Annotated in this window: 19 protein-coding genes; 3 read left to right on the top strand and 16 right to left on the bottom strand. The window is 69.7% G+C overall.

Annotation, left to right across the window (positions count from 1 at the left end):
- Window positions 1–277: 277 nt before the first annotated feature.
- Entirely contained in the window at window positions 278–904 is a 627-nt protein-coding gene (locus AMS65_RS12895; RefSeq protein WP_053384576.1) for an MBL fold metallo-hydrolase, read from the bottom strand.
- A complete protein-coding gene (locus tag AMS65_RS12890) occupies window positions 904–1,989 on the bottom strand; it encodes an S-(hydroxymethyl)mycothiol dehydrogenase (RefSeq protein ID WP_053384575.1) in 1,086 nt (361 codons plus the stop codon). Before AMS65_RS12890 ends, AMS65_RS12895 begins: the two co-directional genes overlap by 1 nt.
- Window positions 1,990–2,413: 424 nt before the next feature.
- Here AMS65_RS12890 and AMS65_RS12885 point away from each other — a divergent pair, with 424 nt between their 5' ends.
- The gene (locus tag AMS65_RS12885) at window positions 2,414–3,838 is read left to right on the top strand and encodes a pyridoxal phosphate-dependent decarboxylase family protein (RefSeq protein WP_053384574.1); all 1,425 of its coding nucleotides are present in this window, start codon (window positions 2,414–2,416) and stop codon (window positions 3,836–3,838) included.
- A 40-nt stretch (window positions 3,839–3,878) separates the two neighbouring features.
- On the opposite strand, the gene AMS65_RS12880 is transcribed toward AMS65_RS12885, so the two are convergent.
- The 9 genes from AMS65_RS12880 to AMS65_RS12840 all read right to left on the bottom strand — a co-directional run bounded on the left by AMS65_RS12880 (window position 3,879) and on the right by AMS65_RS12840 (window position 14,742).
- The gene (locus AMS65_RS12880; RefSeq protein WP_083451693.1) at window positions 3,879–5,189 is read right to left on the bottom strand and encodes a M20 family metallopeptidase; all 1,311 of its coding nucleotides are present in this window, start codon (window positions 5,187–5,189) and stop codon (window positions 3,879–3,881) included.
- 12 nt (window positions 5,190–5,201) lie between these two features.
- On the bottom strand, window positions 5,202–5,849 hold the full coding sequence (locus AMS65_RS12875; RefSeq protein ID WP_053384573.1) for a VOC family protein: 648 nt from the start codon (window positions 5,847–5,849) through the stop codon (window positions 5,202–5,204).
- 212 nt (window positions 5,850–6,061) lie between these two features.
- Window positions 6,062–6,820, bottom strand: a complete 759-nt coding sequence (locus AMS65_RS12870; protein WP_083451692.1) for an SDR family NAD(P)-dependent oxidoreductase — start codon at window positions 6,818–6,820, stop codon at window positions 6,062–6,064.
- Between the two features lie 51 nt (window positions 6,821–6,871).
- Window positions 6,872–8,203 (bottom strand): MFS transporter, encoded by a 1,332-nt coding sequence (locus tag AMS65_RS12865; RefSeq protein ID WP_083451691.1) that lies wholly within the window; start codon window positions 8,201–8,203, stop codon window positions 6,872–6,874.
- A 73-nt stretch (window positions 8,204–8,276) separates the two neighbouring features.
- Window positions 8,277–9,728: an ABC transporter ATP-binding protein gene (locus AMS65_RS12860; RefSeq protein ID WP_053384572.1), complete on the bottom strand. Its 1,452-nt coding sequence runs from the start codon at window positions 9,726–9,728 to the stop codon at window positions 8,277–8,279.
- Window positions 9,729–9,787: 59 nt separating this feature from the next.
- The gene (locus AMS65_RS12855) at window positions 9,788–10,546 is read right to left on the bottom strand and encodes an energy-coupling factor transporter transmembrane component T (protein ID WP_241489441.1); all 759 of its coding nucleotides are present in this window, start codon (window positions 10,544–10,546) and stop codon (window positions 9,788–9,790) included.
- On the bottom strand, window positions 10,539–11,171 hold the full coding sequence (locus AMS65_RS12850) for an MptD family putative ECF transporter S component (RefSeq protein ID WP_053384571.1): 633 nt from the start codon (window positions 11,169–11,171) through the stop codon (window positions 10,539–10,541). Before AMS65_RS12850 ends, AMS65_RS12855 begins: the two co-directional genes overlap by 8 nt.
- Window positions 11,172–11,239: 68 nt before the next feature.
- Window positions 11,240–12,973, bottom strand: coding sequence for an ABC transporter ATP-binding protein (locus AMS65_RS12845; protein ID WP_053384570.1), 1,734 nt, complete (start codon window positions 12,971–12,973; stop codon window positions 11,240–11,242).
- Window positions 12,970–14,742, bottom strand: a complete 1,773-nt coding sequence (locus AMS65_RS12840; RefSeq protein ID WP_053384569.1) for an ABC transporter ATP-binding protein — start codon at window positions 14,740–14,742, stop codon at window positions 12,970–12,972. Before AMS65_RS12840 ends, AMS65_RS12845 begins: the two co-directional genes overlap by 4 nt.
- Window positions 14,743–14,923: 181 nt before the next feature.
- Here AMS65_RS12840 and AMS65_RS12835 point away from each other — a divergent pair, with 181 nt between their 5' ends.
- Entirely contained in the window at window positions 14,924–15,574 is a 651-nt protein-coding gene (locus AMS65_RS12835) for a TetR/AcrR family transcriptional regulator (protein ID WP_241489440.1), read from the top strand.
- Between the two features lie 400 nt (window positions 15,575–15,974).
- On the opposite strand, the gene AMS65_RS12830 is transcribed toward AMS65_RS12835, so the two are convergent.
- The 5 genes from AMS65_RS12830 to AMS65_RS12810 all read right to left on the bottom strand — a co-directional run bounded on the left by AMS65_RS12830 (window position 15,975) and on the right by AMS65_RS12810 (window position 22,450).
- A complete protein-coding gene (locus tag AMS65_RS12830) occupies window positions 15,975–17,453 on the bottom strand; it encodes an NAD-dependent succinate-semialdehyde dehydrogenase (RefSeq protein WP_083451689.1) in 1,479 nt (492 codons plus the stop codon).
- 14 nt (window positions 17,454–17,467) lie between these two features.
- Complete coding sequence (locus tag AMS65_RS12825) at window positions 17,468–18,724, bottom strand: aminotransferase family protein (protein WP_053384567.1); 1,257 nt, start codon at window positions 18,722–18,724, stop codon at window positions 17,468–17,470.
- 390 nt (window positions 18,725–19,114) lie between these two features.
- Window positions 19,115–19,600 carry a hypothetical protein gene (locus AMS65_RS12820; RefSeq protein ID WP_053384566.1) on the bottom strand — a complete coding sequence of 162 codons (486 nt, stop codon included), beginning with the start codon at window positions 19,598–19,600 and terminating at the stop codon, window positions 19,115–19,117.
- An 11-nt stretch (window positions 19,601–19,611) separates the two neighbouring features.
- The gene (locus tag AMS65_RS12815) at window positions 19,612–20,988 is read right to left on the bottom strand and encodes a flavin monoamine oxidase family protein (protein WP_053384565.1); all 1,377 of its coding nucleotides are present in this window, start codon (window positions 20,986–20,988) and stop codon (window positions 19,612–19,614) included.
- 25 nt (window positions 20,989–21,013) lie between these two features.
- Window positions 21,014–22,450, bottom strand: coding sequence for an aldehyde dehydrogenase family protein (locus tag AMS65_RS12810; RefSeq protein ID WP_053384564.1), 1,437 nt, complete (start codon window positions 22,448–22,450; stop codon window positions 21,014–21,016).
- Between the two features lie 123 nt (window positions 22,451–22,573).
- Between AMS65_RS12810 and AMS65_RS12805 the strand changes: the two genes are divergently transcribed.
- Window positions 22,574–23,203 (top strand): TetR/AcrR family transcriptional regulator, encoded by a 630-nt coding sequence (locus tag AMS65_RS12805; RefSeq protein ID WP_053384563.1) that lies wholly within the window; start codon window positions 22,574–22,576, stop codon window positions 23,201–23,203.
- Window positions 23,204–23,234 lie beyond the last annotated feature (31 nt).

The following is a 23,234-nucleotide window of genomic DNA, read 5'->3' as shown; positions in this document are numbered from 1 at the left end:
GTCATCCTACGCGGAGGCGAGACCCGGCACCCCGTCATCCTGCGCGGAGGCGAGGAACGAGCCGGAGTCGCAGGATCCATCGGAGCGGAGCTGACGGTGTGGATCCTGCGACTCGCTCCGCTCGCGCAGGATGACGGGGACCCCGCCGGTCGAGCGCAGCGGGGACCCCGCCGATTGAGCGAGCGGAGACCACGCCGATTGAGCGAGCGGAGCGAGTCGAAATCACCGACATCGCGGGTGTCGACCCCGCCCAGCTCGCGCAACCGGCGAGGGCGGCTCAGTGCCCCCGGTCGATCCACTCCTGCAGGTGGGGCTTCTCGGCGCCGATCGTGGTCGAGTCGCCGTGGCCGGTGTGCACGACGGTCTCCTCGGGCAGCGTCAGCAGGCGCTCCCGGATCGAGTCGATGATCGTCGGGAAATCGCTGTAGGAGCGCCCGGTCGCACCGGGGCCGCCCTGGAACAGGGTGTCGCCCGTGAACACGGCGGCGAGCGCCGGCGCGACGAAGCAGGTGGATCCCGGCGAGTGACCCGGGGTGTGCCTGGCGGTGAGCTGCACGCCCGCGACCGCGTAGACATCGCCGTCGGCGATCTGCGCGTCGGGTTCTTCGTCGTAGACCGCATCCCAGAGCATCCGGTCGTGCGGGTTGAGGAACAGCGGCGCCTGCAGCAGCTCGGCGGTCTCCCGCGCGGCGCGGATGTGGTCGTCGTGCCCGTGGGTGAGCAGGACCGCGTGCGTCGTGCGGTCGCCGACCGCCGCGGCGACCGCGGCGGCGTCGTGCGCCGGATCGATCACGATCACCTCGGTGTCGTCGCCCACGATCCAGACGTTGTTGTCGACCTCCCACGTACCCCCGTCGAGCGAGAAGGTGCCGCTCGTCACGAGCCGTTCGATGCGCGCGGCCATCAGAGCACCACCACCGACCGCAGGATGTTGCCGCCCGCCATCTTGCCGAACGCCGTCTCGACGTCACCGAGCCCGATACGCTCGCTCACGAAGCCGTCGAGATCGAGCCTGCCGAGCTTGTACTGGTCGATGAGCATCGTGAAGTCGCGGCTGGGCAGGCAGTCGCCGTACCAGGACGACTTCAGCGATCCGCCGCGGCCGAACACGTCGAGCAGCGGCAGCTGCAGCTGCATCTCGGGGGTCGGCACGCCCACCAGCACCACGCGTCCCGCGAGATCCCGCGCGTAGAACGCCTGCGTGTAGGTCTCGGGCCGCCCCACGGCGTCGATCACCACGTCGGCGCCGAACCCGCCCGTGAGCGCACGGATCGCCTCGACCGCGTCCTCCGCCTTCGAGTTGACGGTGTGCGTCGCGCCGAAGCGCTTCGCCTGCTCGAGCTTCGCGTCGTCGATGTCGACCGCGACGATGGTGGTCGCGCCCGCCAGCTGCGCGCCCGCGATCGCCGCGGCGCCCACGCCGCCGCAGCCGATCACCGCGACCGACTCGCCCCGCTGCACCTCGCCCGTGTTGATCGCGGCGCCGATGCCTGCCATGATCCCGCAGCCCAGCAGGCCGACGGCGGCGGCGTCCGACTCCTCGTCGATCTTCGTGCACTGCCCCGCAGCCACGAGCGTCTTCTCCGCGAACGAGCCGATGCCCAGCGCGGGCGACAGCTCCGTGCCGTCCTCGAGCGTCATCTTCTGCGTCGCGTTGTGCGTGGCGAAGCAGTACTGCGGCTGCCCCTTCCGGCAGGCCCGGCACTGCCCGCACACGGCCCGCCAGTTCAGGATCACCCGATCCCCCACCGCCACCTCGGTGACGCCCTCGCCCACGACGGCCACTCGCGCGGTCGACTCGTGGCCGAGCAGGAACGGGAAGTCGTCGCTGATGCCGCCCTGCTGGTAGTGGTAGTCGGTGTGGCACACGCCGCAGCTCAGCACATCGACCACGACCTCGCCCGGCCCCGGATCCGGGACGATGATCGTCTCGATCGCAGCCGGCGCGTTCTTCTCGCGCACCACCACACCCTGTACCCGATAGACCATGTGGGATTCCTTCCGAGAGTCTCTGCGTCGAGCCCGAACCTGAGATGGCCCGATCCCCTCCAGGCTATCGGTGGATCGCCGCCGGGGAGTCCGGGTGATCCACGGAAATCCCGGGGATCGACCCCGGTATTTCCGAGGATCGCGCCCGGGGATGCCGGGTGTCGGGCCCGGGTGACGCCTCTCCTCGGCCTGAACGGCGTCCGGTGTCGACCGTTCTTCCCGGTTGTTTCGGCCGTCACCGTTGTTTCGGATCGGATCACCCCGATTCCATCCGAAACAACGGTGACGGCCGAAACAGCAGCGGGGCCGGGACGTGGACGCGCGCCCTGTCTCGCCGCACCCGGCCCGCACCCGTTCCGCACCGAGCGCCCCGTAGCATGGAGCGGTGAGCGGCCACCGCAGGGCCGCGCACGAAAGGATCCCCATGACTCCCGAAGAGTTCCGCGCCCACGGGCATCAGCTCATCGACTGGATCGCCGACTATCGCGCGGGGCTCGTCGAGCTGCCGGTGCCGGCGCAGGTGGAACCGGGAGAGGTGGCGGCGAAACTGCCCGCCTCCGCGCCCGAGACCGGTGACGGCGGGCAATCCCTCATCACGGATCTCGACGAGATCGTGGTACCGGGGCTGTCGCTCTGGCAGCACCCCGGCTTCTTCAACTTCTTCCCCGCGAACAGCGAGCTCTCCTCGGTGCTCGGCGACATCGCCAGCGCGGGCCTCGGCGTGATCGGCCTCTCCTGGGAGTCGAGCCCCGCACTCTCCGAGGTCGAGTTGCGGGTGACGGACTGGGCGCGGCAGCTCTTCGGCCTCTCGGACGAGTGGCGCGGCGTGATCCAGGACACCGCCTCGACGTCGACGCTGCTCGCGCTGCTCGAGGCGCGGGAGCACGCATCGCAGTTCTCGATGACGGGCGGGGGCCTGGCCGCCCTCGATCGGCCGCTCGTCGCCTACATGTCGCGGTACGCGCACTCCTCCGTGCCGAAGGCGGCGCTGCTGGCGGGTTTCGGCACGGACCACATCCGCTGGATCGACACCGACGAGACCTTCGCGATGCGACCCGACGCCCTCGCCGCGGCGATCGCCGAGGATCGCGCGGCCGGGCGCGTGCCCGCTGTGGTCGTGGCCACCTGCGGCACGACCACGACGACCGCGATGGATCCACTGGCCGGCATCGGCGCGATCGCCCGCGCGGAGGGGCTCTGGTTCCACGTCGACGCGGCGATGGCGGGATCGGCGATGATCCTGCCCGAGTGCCGACCGCTGTGGGATGGCGTGGAACTGGCCGACTCGCTCGTCGTCAACGCCCACAAGTGGCTGGGCGTCGCCTTCGACTGCTCGCTGTACTACGTGAAGGACCCCGCTCATCTCGAGCGGGTGATGTCGACGAATCCGTCCTACCTGCGCTCTGCGCACGACGACGACGTGACGAACCTGCGCGACTGGGGCATCCCGCTGGGCCGGCGCTTCCGCGCGCTCAAACTCTGGTTCATGCTCAAGGCGGAGGGCGCCGAAGCCCTGCGCGCCCGCCTGCGGCGGGATCTCGACAACGCGCAGTGGCTCGCGGCTCGGATCGAGGAGGCACCCGGGTGGCGGGTGCTCGCTCCGGTGCATCTGCAGACCGTCTGCGTGCGCCATGAGCCCCCGGCCGACGACGGGGCCGCACTGACCGGCGAGGCGCTGGATCGGCACACGCGGACGTGGGCGGAGCGGGTGAACGCGTCGGGCCGGGCCTGGGTCTCGCTCTCCACCCTCGAGGATCGCTGGATGGTGCGCGTCTCGATCGGCGCACTCGGAACCGAGCGGGAGCACGTCGAGGAGCTGTGGCGGGAGATGCAGGCCGCGGTCTCCTGAGGCCGGCCCGCAGCCGCCCGACGCACGACGACCGCTGCGCTCAGTCCGGCCAGCGGTACCGCCCGCCGCGCGCGGCGAACTCCGCGGCGACCTCGGCGCGCAACTCCGCGTCGGCGAGGTAGTCGACCGCGGCCGACGCCAGCGCGGCGGCGGCATCGGCCATCGCGTCGAAGGCGGCCGGCTGCACCGTCCACTCCGCGAATGCGGCGTTGTGCGGTTGCACGTCTCCGGGTCCGCCGAGGCCGATCAGGGGGTGTATGGCAGGGATGAACTGGGTGACGTTGCCCATATCGGTGGATGCCCCGCCCTGCGACGGGATCGCAGGCGAGGGCGGGACGGTGCGCCCCCGCGCGGCGAGCGCACCGGCCCAGCGTTTCGTGAGTTCGACGTTGGGCTCCAACGGCAGATAGGGCGGCACCGGGTCGACCTCGATCTCGGCGCGGGTCCCGGTCGACAGCGCCGCTCCCTCGAGCGCTGCCACGACACGATCGGTCAGCGCACGCAGCGTATCGATCTCGCCCGAGCGCACGTAGAAGAGCGCCGAGGCCCGCTCTGGTACGACATTGGGAGCCGCTCCGCCCTCGGTGATGATGCCGTGGACGCGGTCGATCGGCAGGATGTGCTGGCGCAGCTGGGCCAACGACTGGTAGGCGGTGACGACGGCGTCGAGGGCGTTGAGTCCGAGCCACGGCGACGCCGCGGCGTGGGCGGCCCTGCCGTGGTAGGTCACGGCGACCCGGCGCACTCCCGTGCTGCGCTGCCCGGACACGGGCGAGACGGCGGAGCCGCTGCTCGGATGCACCATGCCCGCGGCGTCGACGTCGTCGAAGCCGCCCGCGCGGATGATGTGCTCCTTGCCGCCGCCGTTCTCCTCGGCGGGAGTGCCGATGAGCGACAGGCGGGCACCGAGCCGCCGAGCGATCGGGGCCGCGGCGAGGAACGCGCCGATCCCGATGCCGGCGATGATGTTGTGCCCGCACGCCTGCCCCACGCCGGGCAGCGCGTCGTACTCGGCGATGACGGCGAAGTGCGGCGCGCCCTCAGAGCCGACCGTGGCCCGCAGCGCCGTGTCGAGCCCGTAGGCTCCGACTTCGGCTTCCACGCCATGAGACTCCAGCAGCTCCGCGAGCTTTCGCACCGATCGGTGCTCCTCGAAGCCGACCTCGGGCTCGCCGTGCAGCGAGATCGCCAGCGCCTCGAGCTCCGGCCGCAGGGCATCGACCGCACGGCCGATCTCGCCGACGGTCTCCTCTCCTGCTCCCCCGAAGCGGGAGGGCGCGTCATCGGGCGGAGGCGGTGTCTTCTCGGCCCGCTGCTGATAGGCGAGGTAGACCTCGCGCGGATCGCTCACGTCGGTCCGCCCTCAGATGGTGACGCGCTCGCCGTCGGGGCGGCGCAGCTCGAGCCGGTACCCGGGACGGTCTCCCGCGACGACCTCCGCAGCCCCGTCGCCGAGGCCGAGAGCGGCGAGCGTCTCGCGCAGCGGCTCGGGATCGGGCTCGACGCGCACGAAGGAGACGAGCTCGATGGCAGGGATATCGCTGAGGCCCGGCTGGGTGGTCGTGCCCCAGTCGATGAGGAAGGGCACGTCGAGCCGAGCGGCGTCGGCACCGGTGAGCCGCCACTCCAGCAGGTCGCCGGAGGGCGTGCGCCGCGACAGGTCCCATACATCTCCCGGGTCGTACCCGCGCTCGCGCGCTCCGGCGACCGCCGCGTCGATGTCGTCGGGGTGTACGGAGTAGGCCTGCGCGCTCGGCCCCTCGAGCGCGTCGATCCCGAACGTCGTCGGCGGGCTCTCGTGCGTGCGGGCCGGATCCGGGCCGATGAGCTCGATGTACTGCGGCCCTCGCTCGCCGCCGACCGTCAGGGCGACGAGCGCGTTGGCGGTGCCGGTGGGGTGCGCTCCTCCCGGAGCCGCCGTCACTCCGGTGCGCTCGGCGAACCACGCGACGAGCGCGTCGAGGTCGGGGCCGGCGATGACGACGTGATCCAGCAATCGTGGGATGCTCATGATGAGAGTCCACCACAGACCACCGACACGGCGCCGTCCGACCGTCACACGCCGTAAAGCGGCTCCGATGAGAATCCCCGCACTTCTCTTCGCGCGCCACTAGTTGCTACCTCACTTCAGGTTTGGTGACAACTACTGGCGCGCGAAAGTGTCTCGCGGGCGGCGAAGAACTCACTCGGTCAGCGGAGGGTGTGCATCGGAGGGCACGAGGCTCAGATCGCCGTCGTGAGATACCCGCCGTCGACGGGCAGCACGGCTCCGGTGATGAACGAGGCCGCGTCGGAGGCGAGGAAGGCGATCACGTGCGCGACCTCCTCCGGCGCTCCGAAGCGCGCCAGCGGCGTGCGCGACAGGATGCGCTCTTTCGAGTCGTCGTCAAGACCGGAGGCGAGCGGCGTCTCGATCCACCCAGGCGCCACGGAATTCACGCGGATCCCGTCGCCCGCCCACGCCTCGGCGAGCGACTTGGTCAGCTGCACGACCCCGCCCTTCGCCGCCGAGTACGCGACGCGGGTGCCGCCCCCGAAGTAGGCGAACATCGACGCGATCGTGATGAGCGAACCGCCCGAGGCGCGCAGCAGCGGGCGCGTGAGCTCCGCGACGCGGTAGACGGCGCCGAGCTGGATAGCGAGCACCCGGTTGAACGGCTCCCACTCGAGCTCGCGGTCGCCCAGGCTGATGCCGGCGGCCGGCACGAGCACGTCGAGGCGATCGAGGCGGTCGATCACGGCCCGCAGCGCGGCATCGTCGGTGACATCCACCCCGTGCAGTTCGATCTCGACGTCGGGTGCGATCTCCGCCTGATCCGCCCCGAGCCCGATCGCGACCACCCGAGCGCCCAGGCGGGCGAAGACCTCCGCAGCGGCGAGGCCGATGCCCGAGGTACCTCCGGTGACGAGCACGGTCCTCCCCGAGAAGAGCCCAGGGGCGAGTGCTGGGACGGATTGCGCGATGGGCGGCTCTGCTGACACGAGCGGATCCTCTCTGATGCTGCTGCGACCGGTCGACCGGTTACCGCCATGCTACTCGCGGGGTTCCGGGCGGGTCGGCCGTTCGCCGTCAGAGTCGCGCGCCGCGCAATCGGCGGCTCCGTCGAGAGCACCTCCGCGAGCACCTTCGCGGGCGCTCGCGAGAGCGTCCGCGAAGCCGCGGAACCTCGGGTGCAGCAGCACGAACAGGGCGACCACCGCCATCAGCATCGCTCCGATGATGATCGGCAGCGGCGGCCAGAGCCCGTAGAGCGCGGTGCTCGCGGTCGGGGCGATGACGAAGGTGAGGCCGTTCGTGGCGCCGATCAGACCGGCGAGGCCGCCCTGCTCGTCTCGATGCACGAGCAGGGTCGGCCCGGCGGTGTACCCGGGCATCGCGATCCCGAGCCCGAGGCCGATCAGCAGCATCGAGACGATCAGCAGCCAGGGCCCCGCGTCGAGGACCAGCAGCACGAACCCGAGCAGCGCGGTGACGGAACCCACCCGCAGGAGGGCGGGCGGGCCCCATCCGGAGCGCGGCACGATGATGCTCTGCGCCGCCACCATGCCGAACCCGGCCGCGAGCAGCGTGCCGCCCGTGACCAGTCCCGTCATCTCCGCGTCAAGGCCGAGCCGATCCTGCACGATGAACCCCGAGATGACCTGTATGAAGCCGAGCGCGGTGAACATGCCGAACCCGGCGAGCAGGAACGGCCAGACACGATGATCAGTGGGTCTGATGCGCACGGGCTCCGGGATGAGCTCGTGGCGCGGCTCCCTGCGCAACCGCAGGGCGATGACCGCCAGCGCTACCGTGAGCAGCACCGGAACGACGACGATCGGGGCGAGCAGTCCGAACCCGGCGAGCGCGCCGCCGAGCACCGCTCCCCCGATCATCGCCACGCCCTGCACCGCGCCGATGCCGGCCATGCCCCGGGTGCGCGCCGCCTCGTCCCGGGTGACATCGGCGATGTAGGCCTGCGCGGTCGGCGGGATCGCCGCGATCGCCGTGCCGAAGCCGACTCCGCGCAGCAGCACGAACAGCACGAACACGGTCGTGCCTGTGAGCGCCGCCCGCATGCCGACGGCGGCCACGACCGCGAACGCCGCCATCGCCACGGCGCCCAGCCCGAGCGCCGCTACGAGCACGGGTTTGCGGCCCCACGACTGGGATCGCCGCCCCCAGAACTGGCTGCTGGCCACGACCATCACCGCGGCGACACTGATCGTCGCCCCGATCTGCCACTCGGCGAGCCCGACCTCCCGTGCCAGCGGTGCGATGATCGGATTGAGGGTCATCTGCCCGAGATAGGCCAGGAACACGGTCGCCAGCAGCAGTGGGATCTGCGGTGCCGCCGGGAGTCCGGCGGGCGTCGTATCGGTCATGTCTTCCTTCTCCGTCGGATCGGGTGCGGATGGAGCGGAGCCGGTCTGTCGGCTCGGGATCGGCGCGTCGGGTTCATGCTGCACGGGCCTCGGCGGGCGCGAGCACCAGCTGCTGGTCGGCGGCGAGCGCGAGCAGGTCCTCGTCGTGGCTGATGAGCAGCACGACGGCCCCGTCGTCGGCCACGCGCCGGATCTGATCGGAGATCGATCGCAGGTGGCGCCTGTCCACGCCCGAGCTGGGTTCGTCGAACACCACGATGCGCCGCGCCGCGAGACGCACCGCGGCGACGACGAGGCGCTGCTGCTGACCGCCGGAGAGCGCGAGCGGGTGACGTTCGGCGAGGTGGTCGAGGTCGAGTGCTTCGAGTACGGCAGGGGCGGCGGACGACGCATCGGAGCCCCTCCCGGATCCGACAGCCGCGAGATTGATCTCGGCGGCGACGCTGTCGGTGAAGAGCTGCCGCTGCACGTCCTGCATCACGATCGCGCTCGCCCGCTGCCGCCTCCGCGGGCTCAGCGGCCGGCCGTCGAGTCGCACGGCGCCCTCCGCGCGCTGCAGACCGACGACGATTCTCGCGAGGGTCGATTTGCCGGCACCGTTCACTCCCCGGATCGCGGTGACCTCGCCGGCGGCGAAGGCCACCCGATCGAGTTCGAGCACGGTGCGCCCCGCGATACGGCACCGTATCCCCTCGAGTTCGAGCGCCGCTGCCGGCACCTCCTCCCCCGGCGTCGACCGGGCCGTGCTCGCCCCTGCAGCGGGAAGATGCGGGAGGGACGCGGCGCGTATCTCACCGCGCAGCCCCTCGCGCTCGAGCTCGGTGTCGGAGACCTCGCGGAACCGATCGGCGCTCCACTCGCGGTCGATCCGTCCGCGCCGCATCACGATCACACGATCGACCAGCCGCTCGAGGTAGCGCAGCCGGTGCTCGGCCACGACGATCGTCACCCCCTGCGCCTTGAGCCGGGCCAACGTCGCCGCGAGCCGCTCGACGGCATCCACGGAGAGATTCGAGCTCGGCTCGTCGAGCAGCAGCACACGGGGATCGTGGGCGGCGGAGGCGGCGATGGCGACCTGCTGCTGCTGTCCGCCCGACAGACGCTGCAGTCGCGCCTCGATCGGCATCGTCGCGGAGAGGTCCGCGAGCGCCGCGTCGACCCGCTCGCGGATCAGCTCGGGCGCGAAGCCGAAATTCTCCATCGCGAAAGCGATCTCCTCCTCTGCGGAGTCGGCGAAGAACTGCCGGCGCGGGTGCTGCAGCACGCTGCCCGTGCGCAGGCCGATCTCGTCGAGCTCAGTGTCCCGTGCCGGGAGCCCGTCGATGGTGACCGTGCCGGTGCAGGACCCCTCCTCGTGGAAGTGCGGGATGAGGCCGTTCATCAACCGCAGCGCGGTCGATTTGCCCGAGCCGCTCGCGCCGCACAGCACCACGAATTCGCCGGGCGAGATGCGCAGCGAGAGCGCCTCGAGGCTCGCAGCCTCAGCGCCGGGATAGGTCCAGGTGACGTCATCGATGTCGATCATGTCTGCGGGGTCTCGATTTCAGTGTCGGGAGAGGCGATGGGTTGCCGAGGTGCGCGGGGTCACCCGAGCGGCGAGGGCAGCACCAGCGCGGCGACGGTGAGCGCGACGACGGCCAGCAGCAGGACGAGGTCGACGGATCCGAACCGCGGCGCGTGCAGCGCAGTGGGGGCGCGACGCGAGCCGAGTCCGCGCAGGATCGCCGACGCCGACAGGTCCTCGCTCGCCCGCAGGCTCGCCGCGATCATGGGCACCGTGAAGCGCTCGATGCCGAGCATCGGGTGCCGCATCAGACCGCCGGTGCCGACGAGTCCGCGCAGCCGCATGGCGTCGATCACGGCCGCCGCCTCGGACGCGACGACCGGGAAGAAGCGCAGCATCGTTGCGAGCGTGACGGAGAGCGAGCGCGGCGCGCGCCAGGCGCGGAGCGCCGCACCGAGCTGCGTGGGCGAGGTGGTCGCGATGACGTGCATGCCGATCCCGATCGCCACGACGAATCGCAGGAGATAGGCGCACGCGACCGAGATGATCGCGGTGAACCCGTTCGGCCACCAGAGCGGCAGGAGCCAGCCCAGACCCCACACGATCGCGGCGGTGATGGCCAGGCCGATCCCGCGTCGCAGCGCGCCTTCCCAGAGCGCGAGCGACACTCCGATGACGAGAACGGGCAGCACGAAGCGCAGGCCACCAGGACCCATGACCGCAGCACTCGCGACGACGACCAGCAGGATCTTGGTGCGCGGATCGAGTGCGCTCCGCCTGCCGACCGGCACGGAGCCGAGCACCGTCCGCTCGCGGACCGCCGCGGTGCCGTCAGGCAAGGCCCGCCTTGACGAAGTGCTTGCGCAGCATCGCCGAGCCGAGCAGCCCGCCCACCAGGCCGCAGACCACGGTGGCGAGCGCATAGATCCAGAGCGCCGTCACCGACACCGTCTGATCGAATACCGCGACATACTCCTCGCCCATCTGCTGCATCCCGGGCGAGTTCAGGTACTCCTCGCGGTTGAGCAGCATCGGGATCCAGGGTCCCACGTACCAGAAGGTGAAGATCGTGTACGCCCAGATCGCGGCCCATTTCGAGCGGTACCCGCCCGCCGCCAGCACGATGTCGGCGATCACCGAGAGCACGATCGTGAGCACGGTGCTCTGCCAGGGCTGTCCCGACATCAGGTACAGCAGGGCCACCACCGTGCCGAAGAGGGTGACCATGCCGGGATGCTTCACTCGGTTGAGGAACAGCATGTACGGGATCCCCGCGACGATGATGCTGAGCGGCAGAATGACGAGCATGACCAGCGGGCTGATGATGCCGAGCATGTTGATCGCGAAGACCACGACGAAGTAGATCACGGCGAAGATGGCGATGTTGACGAGGTCGCGCGCCGAGAATCTCAGCCCGCGGCGCGCGCCTTTCTCGGTCGTGGTGGGAGCGGATGCGTTGTTCATGCGGTGGTCCTTTCGAGCGCGGTGCGGAAGCGGCGGGTGTGGGCGAGGAGCGAGCGAGGCGGATCGGATCAGCCGCCGTCGGCGATCCGCCAGCCGGTGGCTCCGACCCGATCTCGCCAGTAGCGCGCATAGGGACCGGCGGCTGAGAGCAGTTCGGGGTGCGTGCCCTGCTCGGCGATGCCGCCCTCACCGTCGAGCATGATGATGCGGTCGGCCGTCATGATCGTCTGCAGACGATGCGCGACGACCACGAGCGTGCGTTCGGCGCGGATCGCGTCGATGGCCTCGCCGATCGCGATCTCGTTGCCGATGTCCAGCGCGGCGGTGGCCTCGTCGAGCAGCACGATCGGAGCGTCCTTCAACAGCGCCCGGGCAATCGAGACACGCTGACGCTCGCCGCCTGAGAGATTGGAACCGCCCTCGCCGACGCGAGCGTCCCAACCGCCAGGCAGCCGCTCGGCGATCTCGTCGACTCTGGCGCTGGTGGCAGCCGCGATGACCTCGTCGCGGCTGAGCTCGGGATTGCCGATCCAGACGTTGTTCAGAATCGTGTCGTCGAAGAGGTACACGTCCTGGAACACCGGCGCGACCGCGGCCTCGACCGCCGCGGTGCCGAGCTGCGGCAGCGGCACTCCTCCGATCGAGACGGTGCCGGCCTCGGCGTCGTAGAATCGCGCGATGAGCCTGGTGATGGTGGTCTTGCCGGATCCCGACGGGCCGACGATCGCGGTCATTCGCCCCGAGGGAATCTCGAACGACAGGTGTTCGAGCACGGACGCACCGCCGTAGCCGAACGTCACCTCGTCGAACACGATTCCCCGGTCGGCAGGTGCGCCGGGCTCGTCCGGCTCAGACAGCGGGGTGACCGCATAGAGATCGTCGAGGTTGTTGAGCGTGGTCTTCGCCACCGAGACGCCGCCGCTCAGGGCGCCCGACTCCGAGATCGGCTCGGTGAACCGCACCCCCAGCACGAGCAGCGCGATGAGTGTCGCGGGATCGAGTGAGCCGCCGATCGAGAGGTAGGCGCCGAGCACGATGACCACGGTGAGTGCGAGCTGCACGCAGCCCGCAAACGTCGCGATTCCCGCGCCGCCGGTGACGAGCAGCCCGCGATACGCGCGATGCTGCCGCTGAAGCGCGTCTTCGACGAGCCGGTCGGCCACGGAGTCGTCGCCCGCGGTTCTGAGCGCCGGTTGCACTCGCGCGAACTCGATCACGCGATTCGACGCCTCGCCGATCGCGACGACGTGCTCGTCGCTGTCCCGCTCCATCCCCCGGCTGAGCCAGCGGAACACGATCCACATGACCGGCACGGTCGCCGCCATGGCCGCGGCGAGACGCCAGTCGAAGAAGAGCATGCCGAGGAGCACCGTGGCCGGGGTGATGAAGCCGGTGAGGATCAGGCGCACGATCGTGTACGGCGTCGATGAGACGAACATCGCACCGCGGGTCGCGATGTCGGCGACGAGTCCGGATCGATCGGTGCCGAACCACGCGATCGGCAGTTCGACGAGGCGGTCCCCGAGTCGCTCGAGCAGGGAGGTGAGCACCTCGGTGCTGGCTCGCATACCGATCTGACTCGCGAACCAGAACGTGATCGCGTAGGCGACGGCGACGGCGACGATCGCGAGCAGCCAGGTCGCGGCGGCCCCGGTGTCTCCCAGGAAGAGGGCGCGCAGCAGTGGAACCAGCATGACGAACGCGACTCCCTGCAGCACCGCGGTCGCGACGATGCACACGAGCTCGGTCACGAGCATGCGCCGGGCGGTCTGCGACGAGTAGTGGAGCAGTCGACGGATCATCCCTGCACTCCTTCCGGTAGCGAGCGTGCGTGGTTCGCCTGATAGTCGGCCCACATCTTCGCGAAGGGACCGTCGGCGTCGACCAGCTCGGCGTGCCCACCGCGTTCCACGATCCGTCCGCCGTCGAGCACCAGGATCTGATCGACGCCGACGATCGTGTGCAGACGATGAGCGATGACGAGCACGGTGCGGTCGGCTGTGAGTGCGGTCAATGCCTCCTGGATGGCGGCTTCCGAGTCGGGGTCGGCGAACGCGGTCGCCTCATCGAGCACGAGGATCGGAGCGTCGGCGAGGAGCGCCCGCGCGATCGTCACGCGCTGCGCCTCGCCGCCGGAGAGGTTCGCGTCGTCCCCGACGACCGCGTCGTAGCCGCGCTCGAAGCACAGGATCCGGTCGTGGATCTGCGCCGCGCGCGCGGCTCGCTCGACCTCGTCGTCGCTCGCGCCGGGGCAGGTGAGACGGATGTTGTCGCGCAGGCTCGCACGCAGCAGCTGCACGTCCTGGAACACGAAGCCGACTTCGCGGTACAGCTCGCGCGAGGCGATCTCGCGTACATCGGCTCCCCCGATCGCCACGGACCCCTCGGCGACGTCGTAGAACCTCGGTACGAGCCGAGCGAGCGTCGACTTGCCCGAGCCGGAGGCCCCGACGAGAGCGGTCACGGTGCCCGGCAGGCAACTCGCCGCGATGTCGTGCAGCACTGGGTGCTCTCCGTCGTAGCTGAAGGAGACGCCCTCGACCACCACGGCGTGACCTTCCGGAGCACGGGGCGCAGTCGGCTGCGGCACAGCCGCCAGCGCGAAGAACGCCGCGAGCGACTCCTGCGCCTTCATCGCGTTGCGCAGGAACTGGGCTGAGGAGCCGAGCTTCATGAGCGGCGAGGACAGGCTGAGACCGAGCAGCACCCCCGGCAGCACGTCGATCGGCTCGGCGAGCCCCCCGTTCACGAGCGCGATCCCGACGGCGAGCAGATAGGCAAGCACCACGACGGGCGAGGTCACGATCTCGATAGCGCTCGACACGATCGACGTCTCGCGCGTCCACCGCGCGATGAAGTCGACGTAGTGCTTCGTCTCGTCGCGGTAGCGGCGGTGGCTGCGGCCGATCTGTCCGAAGCGCTTGACGACGGCGATCCCCTGCACGAACTCGACGGTCGCCCCCGAGAGCCGCTCGGTCGCCTCGTCGTACTGCTGGAACCGTTCGGCACCGCCCCGCATCATCAGCGAATAAAGCACGATCGTGACGAGCAGCGGGACGAGCGCCGCGAGCGCGAGTTGCCATTGCACGATGAACAGGTAGACGAGTGCGATGACGGGCACCGCCACCGCCGTGATGACGTCCTGGATCGCGTGCGCGACCAGCTGATGCAACGCATTGACGTCGTTCTCGACCATCTTGCGCACGGTGCCTGAGGCGCGGGAGTCGAACCAGCCGAGCGGCAGGCGCTGCAGGTGGCGGATGATGCGCTGACGCAGCGACAGCTGCAGTTCGGCGTCGGCGAAGTGGCTCACCATGCCCGAGGTGAAAGCGGCCCCGAACGAGACGAACAGCGCGACGATCGCGACGATCGCGATCGCCCAGACGCGCCCGGCGTCGACCTTCCCTCCGTCGAGGGCCGGCAGCAGTGCGCGAGCCAACTCGACGATCGCGATGAACGGCACGACGCTGCTCACCGCACCGAGCAGGCTCAAGCCGATGATCGCTGCCAGGCTCCCGCGCACCGGGGCGAAGAAGCTCTCGCCCCGGTCTTCGGCTGCTCTCTCGGACATCACGACCCCATCTCACTCATGAGAATGATTATCACATAGATAATAGAACACTGTTTACATCAGATGATACACACTCAGGTTAGGCTTGCCTCACCTGCTCGCCCGATCGATGTCGGGGATACTTGATCGAGAAGAGGGGGATCCCGTGACGCAGAGACCAGCAGCGCCGTTTCATCAAGGGATGACCCCCGAGCGGATCGTCGACGCGGCACTCGACCTCACACGGGAGTCCCACCTCTACGGCTGGTCGATCCGCGACCTCGCGCGCCGCATCGACGTCACCCCCTCCGTCATCTACCATCACGTCGGCGGCAAGGATCTACTCGCCCGAAGGGTCACCGAGCGGGTGCTCGCGCAGCTCCCTCTCCCCGCAGAGGATCTCGTCTGGCAGGCCTGGTTCCGCGAACTGGTGCGGGCCGTCTACCCGCTGCTGACTGCCTACCCCGGGGTCGCGAAGTGGCTGCTCATGCACGGCGTGCCCTTCCCGTCGCTCGCGCCGACCTTCGATGTCGGCGTGGGCAAGCTCCAGGTGGCCGGCTTCGGCGACGACGCGCTGTTCGCCTATTCGACGCTCATGAACAACGCGACGCTCACGATCTCGATGGGCGACGACCGGCTCCTGCACGAGGACGACGGCCCGCGCGACCACGCAGCCATGATGGCGGAGTATCGCGCGCTGGCCGTCGAGAGCCCCGGATTCGCCTCCCTCGGCACCGACTTCATCGAGCCGTTCGCGAGCGGCGGGGAGGCGGCTGCGCGCATGCGGGAGCGCTACTTCCGCTATGTCGTCGAGGCGACGATCGCGGGCGTCGAGGCGATCAGATCCCGGTGAGCGGCCCGGCCTCGCGCAGCTCCGCGATGGGCAGTCGGTTTCGCAGTCTCAGCCTCCTTGCGCCCCTGCACCGAGAAGACCCGCACCCGGTCATTGCGGCTCACGATGCCGTTGAGCGATGTCTCCTCCCCGGATGATCGGAGCAACCGGCTGCTCTGCCATTGTTTCGCCCGTTCTCGATCCCGACCCGTGACCGTGCTCGTGCTCGTGCTGGGGAAGAGCGCTTCGACCACGAGTTCAGGATCGACTGCGCGATCCTGCCGGCACGTCGACCATCACCCGGAGGGGCGGTGCGGGCGCACCGCACGCGTGGCTGCGGTGTCGCGGACGCCCCACCTCGACCGGCTCGGACGACACTGCGGCCGCCGGAGGGAGGCGCGCGGCCGCCTCCCTCCGGGACTCAGAAAGTCGGCCTGCGGGTGAGGTTGAAGTACCGCACCTCCTGATACTCCTCCAGCCCCTCAGAGCTGCCTTCGCGCCCGATTCCCGACTGCTTGACTCCCCCGAACGGAGCAGCGACGTTCGACAAGAGCCCCTGATTGATGCCGACCATACCCGTCTCGAGCGCCTCCGACACGTTGAGTGCGCGGTCGATGTTCTCGGTGAACACGAAGGCCGCCAGGCCGAAGCAGGTGTCATTCGCCTTCGCAACCGCCTCCTCCTGGGTGCGCACCCGGGTGATCGACGCAACGGGGCCGAAGATCTCCGTCGAGGTGATGTCGGCCTCGACCGGTACGTTATCGAGCACGGTCGCTTCGAAGAACGTACCCGCTCCGGGAAGGGCCCTACCACCGGTGCGGAGATCCGCGCCTTTCGCAACGGCATCGTCGACGAGATGCCTCAAGCGAGCCACGGCTCGATCGTCCACGACGGGGCCGAGCTCAACCTCACGGTTGAGCGGGTTCCCCTGCACGAGCCCGGCCATCCGCTCGGTGAACCCCGCGATGAAGTCGTCGGCAATTCCCTCTTGGACGAACATGCGGTTGGCCGAGACGCAGGTCTGACCTCCGTTGCGCATCTTCGCGAGCATCGCACCCTCGATTGCGCGCTCGAGATCCGCGTCGTCGAACACGAGCAGCGGTGCGTTCCCGCCAAGCTCCATCGAGCTCTTCACGATGTTCTGAGCGGCGAGCTGCATGAGTGTCGAGCCGACCGGAGTCGAGCCGGTGAACGAGACCTTGCGCACACGCTCGTCGGCGAGCACGGCCTCGCTGAACGCGGACGCACTTCTCGTGGTGATCACCTGCACGAGCCCCTCGGGAACTCCCGCCTCTTCGAACAGTTTGACAGTCAAGTAGGTCGTGAGCGGGGTCAGGGTCGCGGGCTTCACCACGCAGCCGCAGCCGGCAGCGAGCGCCGGTGCGATCTTGCGGGTCGCCATCGCCATCGGGAAGTTCCATGGTGTGATCAGCACCGAGAGCCCGACGGGGCCACGCGTAGTGATCATCGTCGCACCACCGGCGGGGGCCTCACGGTAGCTGCCGCCTGCTCGCAACGCCTCCTCGGCGAACCAACGCACGTAGTCGGCAGCGTACTGCACCTCGGCGTACGACTCGGAGATGGTCTTGCCCATCTCGCGGCTCATCACGAGCGCGAGATCGTCGCGCCGTTCGATGAGCTTCGCGTAGACCGCGTGCAGCACGTCGGAGCGGCGGCGAGGAGTCGTCCTGGCCCAGGCCCGTCCGGCGGCGTCCGCGAGCGCCACCGCTTCGAGCGCGGTCGCCACCGTGTGGTTCGGGATCGTTGCGATCTGCTCACCCGTCGCAGGATCATCGACGGGGATCGATCCGTCCATCCCGGCGAGCGGGCTGGCGGGGACGGCGGCGAGCGCCTCGACGGATCGTGCGAGCAGCTCCGGATCTGCATTTTCGTACGGCATATTGCGATTCCTCTCTAGAACACACCGTCGAGCGCACTGCGGACGCTGGCGGCGAGATCGATGATTTCGTGGTCTTCGGCGATGAACGGCGGACTGATCTGCAGCGCGTTGCCTGCCATCGGGCGCAGGATGAGACCCGCCTCGATCAACTCGTCACTGACCGCGACAGCACTCAGGTCATCGACGAGTTGGACGGCGCCCATCAGCCCCGCCGTGCGCACCTCCGCAACCAGCGGATGCGCGGCGAGGGCGGCGAGCTCTGCGCGGAGTACGCCGCCCAGCGCCTTTGCCCGCGCGACCAGCCGCTCTCGCTCGATGATGTGGAGGTTCATCAGGGCGAGCGCGCTGGCCGTCGCGTGCCCCGAGTAGGTCACACCGTGCCTGAACGTGGCGGACTCGGCGCCGCGAGCGAAGTAGGGCTCCCAGACCCGCGGCGAGACGAAGATGCCACCGAGCGGCGCATACCCCGAGGTGATGCCCTTGGCCACGGTGACCATGTCGGGGCGCAACCCGCACTCCTTGCTCGCGAACATGTCACCCGTGCGCCCGAAGCCGGTGATCACCTCGTCGGCGATGAGCAGGATCTCGTGCTCATCGCAGAGTCGTTGCAGCGTTTCTGCGTAGCCGGGCGTGAACGGGAATACGCCCCCGGCACCAATCACGGGTTCCGTGATGACCGCAGCGATGTTCTCCGGCCCGATCGCGCGGATCTGCCGCTCGAGTTCGGATGGGTCGTCGCGCGACACACGGGCGGTCTCGGGCACGAGTGAATCGCCGAAACCCTGCCGGTTGAAGTCGAGCCCGGCGACGGAGGTGCCGTACGCGTGCAAGCCGTGGTAAGCGCCCTCACGACTCAGGATGAACCGTTTCGACGGGCGGCCGACCGCCTGCCAGTAGTGCCGTGCGAGCTTCATCGCACCATCGTCCGCATCGGAGCCGCCGCTGTTGAGGATGATCTTCGGATCGGCGATCGGAGAGAGCTCGACCAGACGTTCCGTGAGTTCGACGGCCCGCTCGTTCAAGAACCGCCCGAAGACGTGGTAGGTCTCGAGTTTCCTGATCTGGTCGGCCGCCGCGAGCGCCATCTCCTCGCGGCCGTGTCCGATGTTCGTATGCCAGAGGCTTGCAGTGCCGTCGAACAGACGGCGGCCGTCTCGCGAGTAGAGGTAGGATCCTTCGCCCCGCTCGATGACCAGTTGCCGTCCCTGCACGGACGGCATGTGGGCTTGGCCGCTCCACAGCGCGCTGCCCTCATCGCTGGACGCTAGCATTCCGAGGCGCCTCCCCTTCTTCACCGTTGAACCCGTCGAGGCCGACCGGTCGCCCCGCTCACCGCGGCGGCGCGGGCACCCGCTTCGAATATACTATACAAAATAGTAAATCCGTAGAACCGAGGTGCCCGTCATCCTGCGCGAGCTTGCGGTCCCTACCGTCATCCTGCGTGCGTGAAATGCTCGGGCAGAACGCGCCAGCGTTCTGCGCATTTCGCGGTGGCGCCACCGCGCCAGTGCGAGTCGCAGGATCCAGACACGTGGATCCTGCGGCTCCGGCTCGTTCCTCGCCTCCGCGCAGAATGACGGAGTGGGGGCTGTTGCGTGTGCCCCCTTCGACAAGCTCAGGGGGCGGAACAGGAGCAGACTCACCCCAGACGAACCACGCCCCTAGAAGACCCGCTGCGCGCGATGGGCCAGCAGGAACTCCTCGACCAGGGCGACGACCTCCTCGTATCTCCCCTCCAACGCCAGCCGCATCATGTGCACCTGCAGCACTTCCTGCTCGACCACGTAGTCGAGGAATGCCGCGCCGTCCCCCGGCCCCATGTCGCGCAAGCGGCGCAACTCCTCCACGTACTCGACGGTCTTGGGGTAGGCGTATTTCAGGAAAGGGGCGATCAGCGCTCGCGGCGCCGCGCCGGAGACGGCGCCCCGCAGCCTCGTCCACGGGCCGGGATCCGGATCCAGGCCCCAGCGCTGCGCCGCCCGCCGGTATCTGGGCGCGTTGAACTCCTCGAGCCGCACGTACGCGGCCCAGAACGCCCGGCTCGGGTCACCCTCGAGACGCCGGGCGATGCCGCTCGTGGATCGCAGCGCCCACGACCGATTGGCGAGTTCATGGCGGAAGGCCCGGGCGAATTCTCGTGAGATCATCAGTGTCCTCGCTACTTCTTGTCGAAACGTGACGTCAGGGCAGCGCCCGGACTGGGCAGGGCGGCAGCGACCTCGCGGGCGGCGCGCTCACCCGACTGGATGGCCCCCTCGAGGTAGCCCGGATGCTCACTCGCGGTCTCCGCGCCGGCCCAGTGCACGTTGCCGACAGGCAGGTGCGCGTGCGGCATGATCCCGGCGGTCGTGCCGGGATCCGGCACGACGACGTATCCGCCGCCGACGTGCTCGTCGAGATGCCAGGCCCGCTCATGCCACTCCACCGGGTCGATGATGCGCCCGCCCAGGTGCGGCACGAGAGGGGCGAGCAGGATCTCCCTGCGCTCCTCCGCGGTCAGGCCGTCCAGCGCCCGAGCCTCGGGGCCCGACGCCAGCATGCAGAGGTGCCCCGGGCCGCCGGGCGCTGTGGAATCGACGACGAGGCGACCCGGGCGGTCGAGGATGAAGAACTCGGCACGCGCGCGATCTCGCCAGAAGGGACGTTCGAACACCGCGACTGCCTTGTAGACCGACCCCATGTGCGTGTCGCGCTCCAGCGCGTGGCGGTGCGCGGGCAACGGCGGGTCGTGCACGATGCGGCGGGCCACAGGCGGAGGCGCCGTGACGATGACCCGGGCCGCGCGGAAGGCGCGCGAGGCGGTCCGCACGATCACCACGCTGCCGTCCCGGCCGATCTCGGCGACCCGCTGCCCGGTCAGCACACGGGGGCCGAGCTCATCGGCCAGCCGGTCGATGATCGCGCCGACGCCCTCGACGAGGAGGGAGTCCTGAGCACCGTTCGCAGCGGAGAGCATGGTGCGCATCCCGCCCTGCATGCGCACCATGCGCAGCATCGCGTGGATCGAGTAGCGATCGAGATCGGCGGTCCAGGAGGTCAGGGCGATCACCTCGAGAATCCGGCGCGCGGTGCGTCCGGGCACCCTGCGCAGCCAGCTCTCGAGCGTCACGCCGTTCCAGCGCTCGGTCGCGCCGCTGCGGGACAGGAGAGCGACGACCGCCAGGGCGGCGCCCGCCGACAGCGCCCCGGGAGACAGCAGCGAGATCTTGCGGCCGCGATCGATGATGTGCGGCATCCACTCGGCGTGCATGCCGTACTGGGTGAGTCCGAGCTCGGCCGCGAGCGCGCTGATCCGGTGGTGATCGGCGCCGATCCACTGCCCGCCGAGGTCGAGCCGGGAGCCGAGCGACGTCGTCACGCCCATCGCTCGTCCGCCGACCCGGTCAGCCGACTCGAGCACGAGCACGTCGATGTCGCGGCGGCGCAATTCGCGCGCTGCCATCAGGCCCGAGAGGCCTGCGCCGACGACGATCACGGTGGCGTCCAGCGGAGCGGCGCCCGGCGACGGGGAGCCCGCCCGATCCTGTTCCTGCATGGGGTGTCCTTTCGAGGGGTGGGGGTCAGCCGTGTCCGATCAGGTCCGTGACGAACCGCAGACGGGCGCGGTCGTGGGGCGGCTGGATCACGCGCAGCGTGTCCGGCACGAGCGGCTTGCGCAGCACGGGCTTGAGGTGGGAGAAGGTGCGCCACGAGGCTTCGCCGTGATAGGCGCCGATCCCGCTGGCACCGACGCCGCCGAACGGCAGTCCGGTCGCCGCGACGTGGATCAGGCCGGCGTCGTGCACGACGGCCCCCGACGAGGTGCGCCGCTCGAACAGGCGGCGCGTGCGCGCCGAGGAGCTGAAGACGTAGAGCGCCAGCGGCTTGTCCCAGCTCGTGATGGCTGAGACCGCCTCCTCCGCCGAGGCGACCGGGACGATGGGCAGGATCGGGCCGAAGATCTCCTCCCGCAGCACGGGGTGCGGCGCCTCGGGCCCGAGCACCGGGGCGCCCACCGCCGGAGGCGCGAGCACGACGGTGGGAGCAAGATACCTGTCCGCACGATCGCGTTCACCGCCGACGAGCACCTCCGAGCCGTCGAGCAGACCGGTCAGGCGGTCGAACTGCCGCTCGTCGACGATGCGCCCGTACTCCGCGCTGGTGCTCGGGTCGCTCCCCCACATGTCGGCGATCGCCTCGCGCAGCGCTTCGGCCAGTGCCGTCACCCGGTCCGGGGTCGTCATCACGTAGTCGGGAGCCACGCAGGTCTGGCCGGCATTGGTGAACTTCGCCCACGCCAGGCGCCTCGCCGCACGGTGCAGATCGGCGTCGTCGTCGAACCAGGCCGGCGACTTCCCTCCGAGTTCGAGCGTCACGGGCGTGAGGTGCTCGGCGGCGGCCCGCATCACGATGCGCCCCACCCGTCCGCTTCCCGTGAAGACGATGTGGTCGAACCGCTGCGCCAGGAGTTCGGTGGTCTCCGGGACGCCACCGGACACGGCGCGCACCGAGCCGTCGGAGAAGTAGCGCTCGACCAGGCGGCACAGCAGCTCGGAGGTGGCCGGAGCGAGCTCGCTCGGCTTGAGAACGACCGTGTTGCCCGCCGCGAGAGCGCCGACGAGCGGGCCGAGCAGCAGTTGCACGGGATAGTTCCACGGCGCGATCACCAGCACGACGCCGAGGGGCTCGGATCTCAGCCGGGCCCGCGCCGGCCACAGAGCGAGCGGCACCGGTCCGCGACGGGGGCGGGCCCAGCGCTTCAGGTGCCGCAGGGTGTGGCTCACCTCGCCGAGCACGACTCCGATCTCGGTGACCTGCGCCTCTCCCGGGCTCTTACGCAGATCGCTCCACAGGGCGGCCTCGAGCTCCGACCGGTTCTCCAGCAGCATCGCCCGCAGCCGTCGCAGGCGCTCGGACCGGGCCCGCAGCGACCGGGTTGCGCCCGTGTCGAACAGCTCGCGCGCGCCGGTCACGGCGTCGGCGACCGCGGAGGCGGTCGGAGATGACGATGTCGGCATGATCCCACGCCCCCAAGTAGCTCTACCAGTTGTTATCTATAACAAATGGTATACCTACTTTGAGACTTCGTCCATGCCGCGCCGCTAGACTGCGGGCTGAGCACTCGTCCGAATGGAGACATCGTGAGCATCGAACGACCAGACGGTCGAGCCCTGCGGTATCAGCACCGCAGGGCGGAGCTCCTGGAGGCCGTGCTCAGCTATCTCCTGGATGAGGGGCTCCAGGGCCTGTCGTTCCGCAAGCTCGCGAGCGCCGTCGGAATATCGCACGTCACGCTGCGGCACCACTTCGGCAGCAAGGACGAGCTGGTGCTCGAGGTGTTCGAGTTGATCCGGGATCGCGAACCGGTGCCCGAGCATCTGCCCGAGGGCGAGCCGCCGGAGGAGGTGCTCCGCCTCCTGTGGTCGTGGTGGACCGCGCCGGAGAACCTGCGCTACCTCCGTCTGATGTACGAGGCCTACGGCGTCGCGCTCCGGCAGCCCGACACCTACCGCGAGTTCCTCCAGAGCACCATCCCCCACTGGCTCGACGACGCCCGACGGATGACCCTGGCCGCCGGCTGCCCGGCAGACCGAGCCGATGCGTTCGCGACGTTCATCGTCGCTCAGCTGCGCGGCCTCCTCCTCGACCTCCTCACGACCGGCGACCAGGTGCGCGCCGAGGCCGGGCTCGCCCTGCTGATCGAGAGCCTGCAGCTGATGAGCAGGACCTGGCCCGCCGTCGGGCAGCAGTCGAAGCACCCGAAGGCATAGCGAGCGCGTCAGCGGCTATCGGCGGTCGAGC

Origin of the sequence: Leucobacter celer subsp. astrifaciens (genome assembly GCF_001273835.1) — a bacterium.
In the GTDB taxonomy this organism is placed as follows: domain Bacteria; phylum Actinomycetota; class Actinomycetes; order Actinomycetales; family Microbacteriaceae; genus Leucobacter; species Leucobacter celer.
The sequence above is the reverse complement of the archived record's forward strand: the minus strand, read 5'-3'. Positions and strand labels throughout refer to the sequence as shown.

Coding starts and splice junctions, on each gene's coding strand:
- AMS65_RS12895 (WP_053384576.1), bottom strand. CDS start 904: ATGGCCGCGCGCATCGAACGGCTCGTGACGAGCGGCACCTTCTCGCTC.
- AMS65_RS12890 (WP_053384575.1), bottom strand. CDS start 1,989: ATGGTCTATCGGGTACAGGGTGTGGTGGTGCGCGAGAAGAACGCGCCG.
- AMS65_RS12885 (WP_053384574.1), top strand. CDS start 2,414: ATGACTCCCGAAGAGTTCCGCGCCCACGGGCATCAGCTCATCGACTGG.
- AMS65_RS12875 (WP_053384573.1), bottom strand. CDS start 5,849: ATGAGCATCCCACGATTGCTGGATCACGTCGTCATCGCCGGCCCCGAC.
- AMS65_RS12865 (WP_083451691.1), bottom strand. CDS start 8,203: ATGACCGATACGACGCCCGCCGGACTCCCGGCGGCACCGCAGATCCCA.
- AMS65_RS12860 (WP_053384572.1), bottom strand. CDS start 9,728: ATGATCGACATCGATGACGTCACCTGGACCTATCCCGGCGCTGAGGCT.
- AMS65_RS12850 (WP_053384571.1), bottom strand. CDS start 11,171: ATGAACAACGCATCCGCTCCCACCACGACCGAGAAAGGCGCGCGCCGC.
- AMS65_RS12845 (WP_053384570.1), bottom strand. CDS start 12,973: ATGATCCGTCGACTGCTCCACTACTCGTCGCAGACCGCCCGGCGCATG.
- AMS65_RS12840 (WP_053384569.1), bottom strand. CDS start 14,742: ATGTCCGAGAGAGCAGCCGAAGACCGGGGCGAGAGCTTCTTCGCCCCG.
- AMS65_RS12835 (WP_241489440.1), top strand. CDS start 14,924: ATGACCCCCGAGCGGATCGTCGACGCGGCACTCGACCTCACACGGGAG.
- AMS65_RS12830 (WP_083451689.1), bottom strand. CDS start 17,453: ATGCCGTACGAAAATGCAGATCCGGAGCTGCTCGCACGATCCGTCGAG.
- AMS65_RS12825 (WP_053384567.1), bottom strand. CDS start 18,724: ATGCTAGCGTCCAGCGATGAGGGCAGCGCGCTGTGGAGCGGCCAAGCC.
- AMS65_RS12820 (WP_053384566.1), bottom strand. CDS start 19,600: ATGATCTCACGAGAATTCGCCCGGGCCTTCCGCCATGAACTCGCCAAT.
- AMS65_RS12815 (WP_053384565.1), bottom strand. CDS start 20,988: ATGCAGGAACAGGATCGGGCGGGCTCCCCGTCGCCGGGCGCCGCTCCG.
- AMS65_RS12810 (WP_053384564.1), bottom strand. CDS start 22,450: ATGCCGACATCGTCATCTCCGACCGCCTCCGCGGTCGCCGACGCCGTG.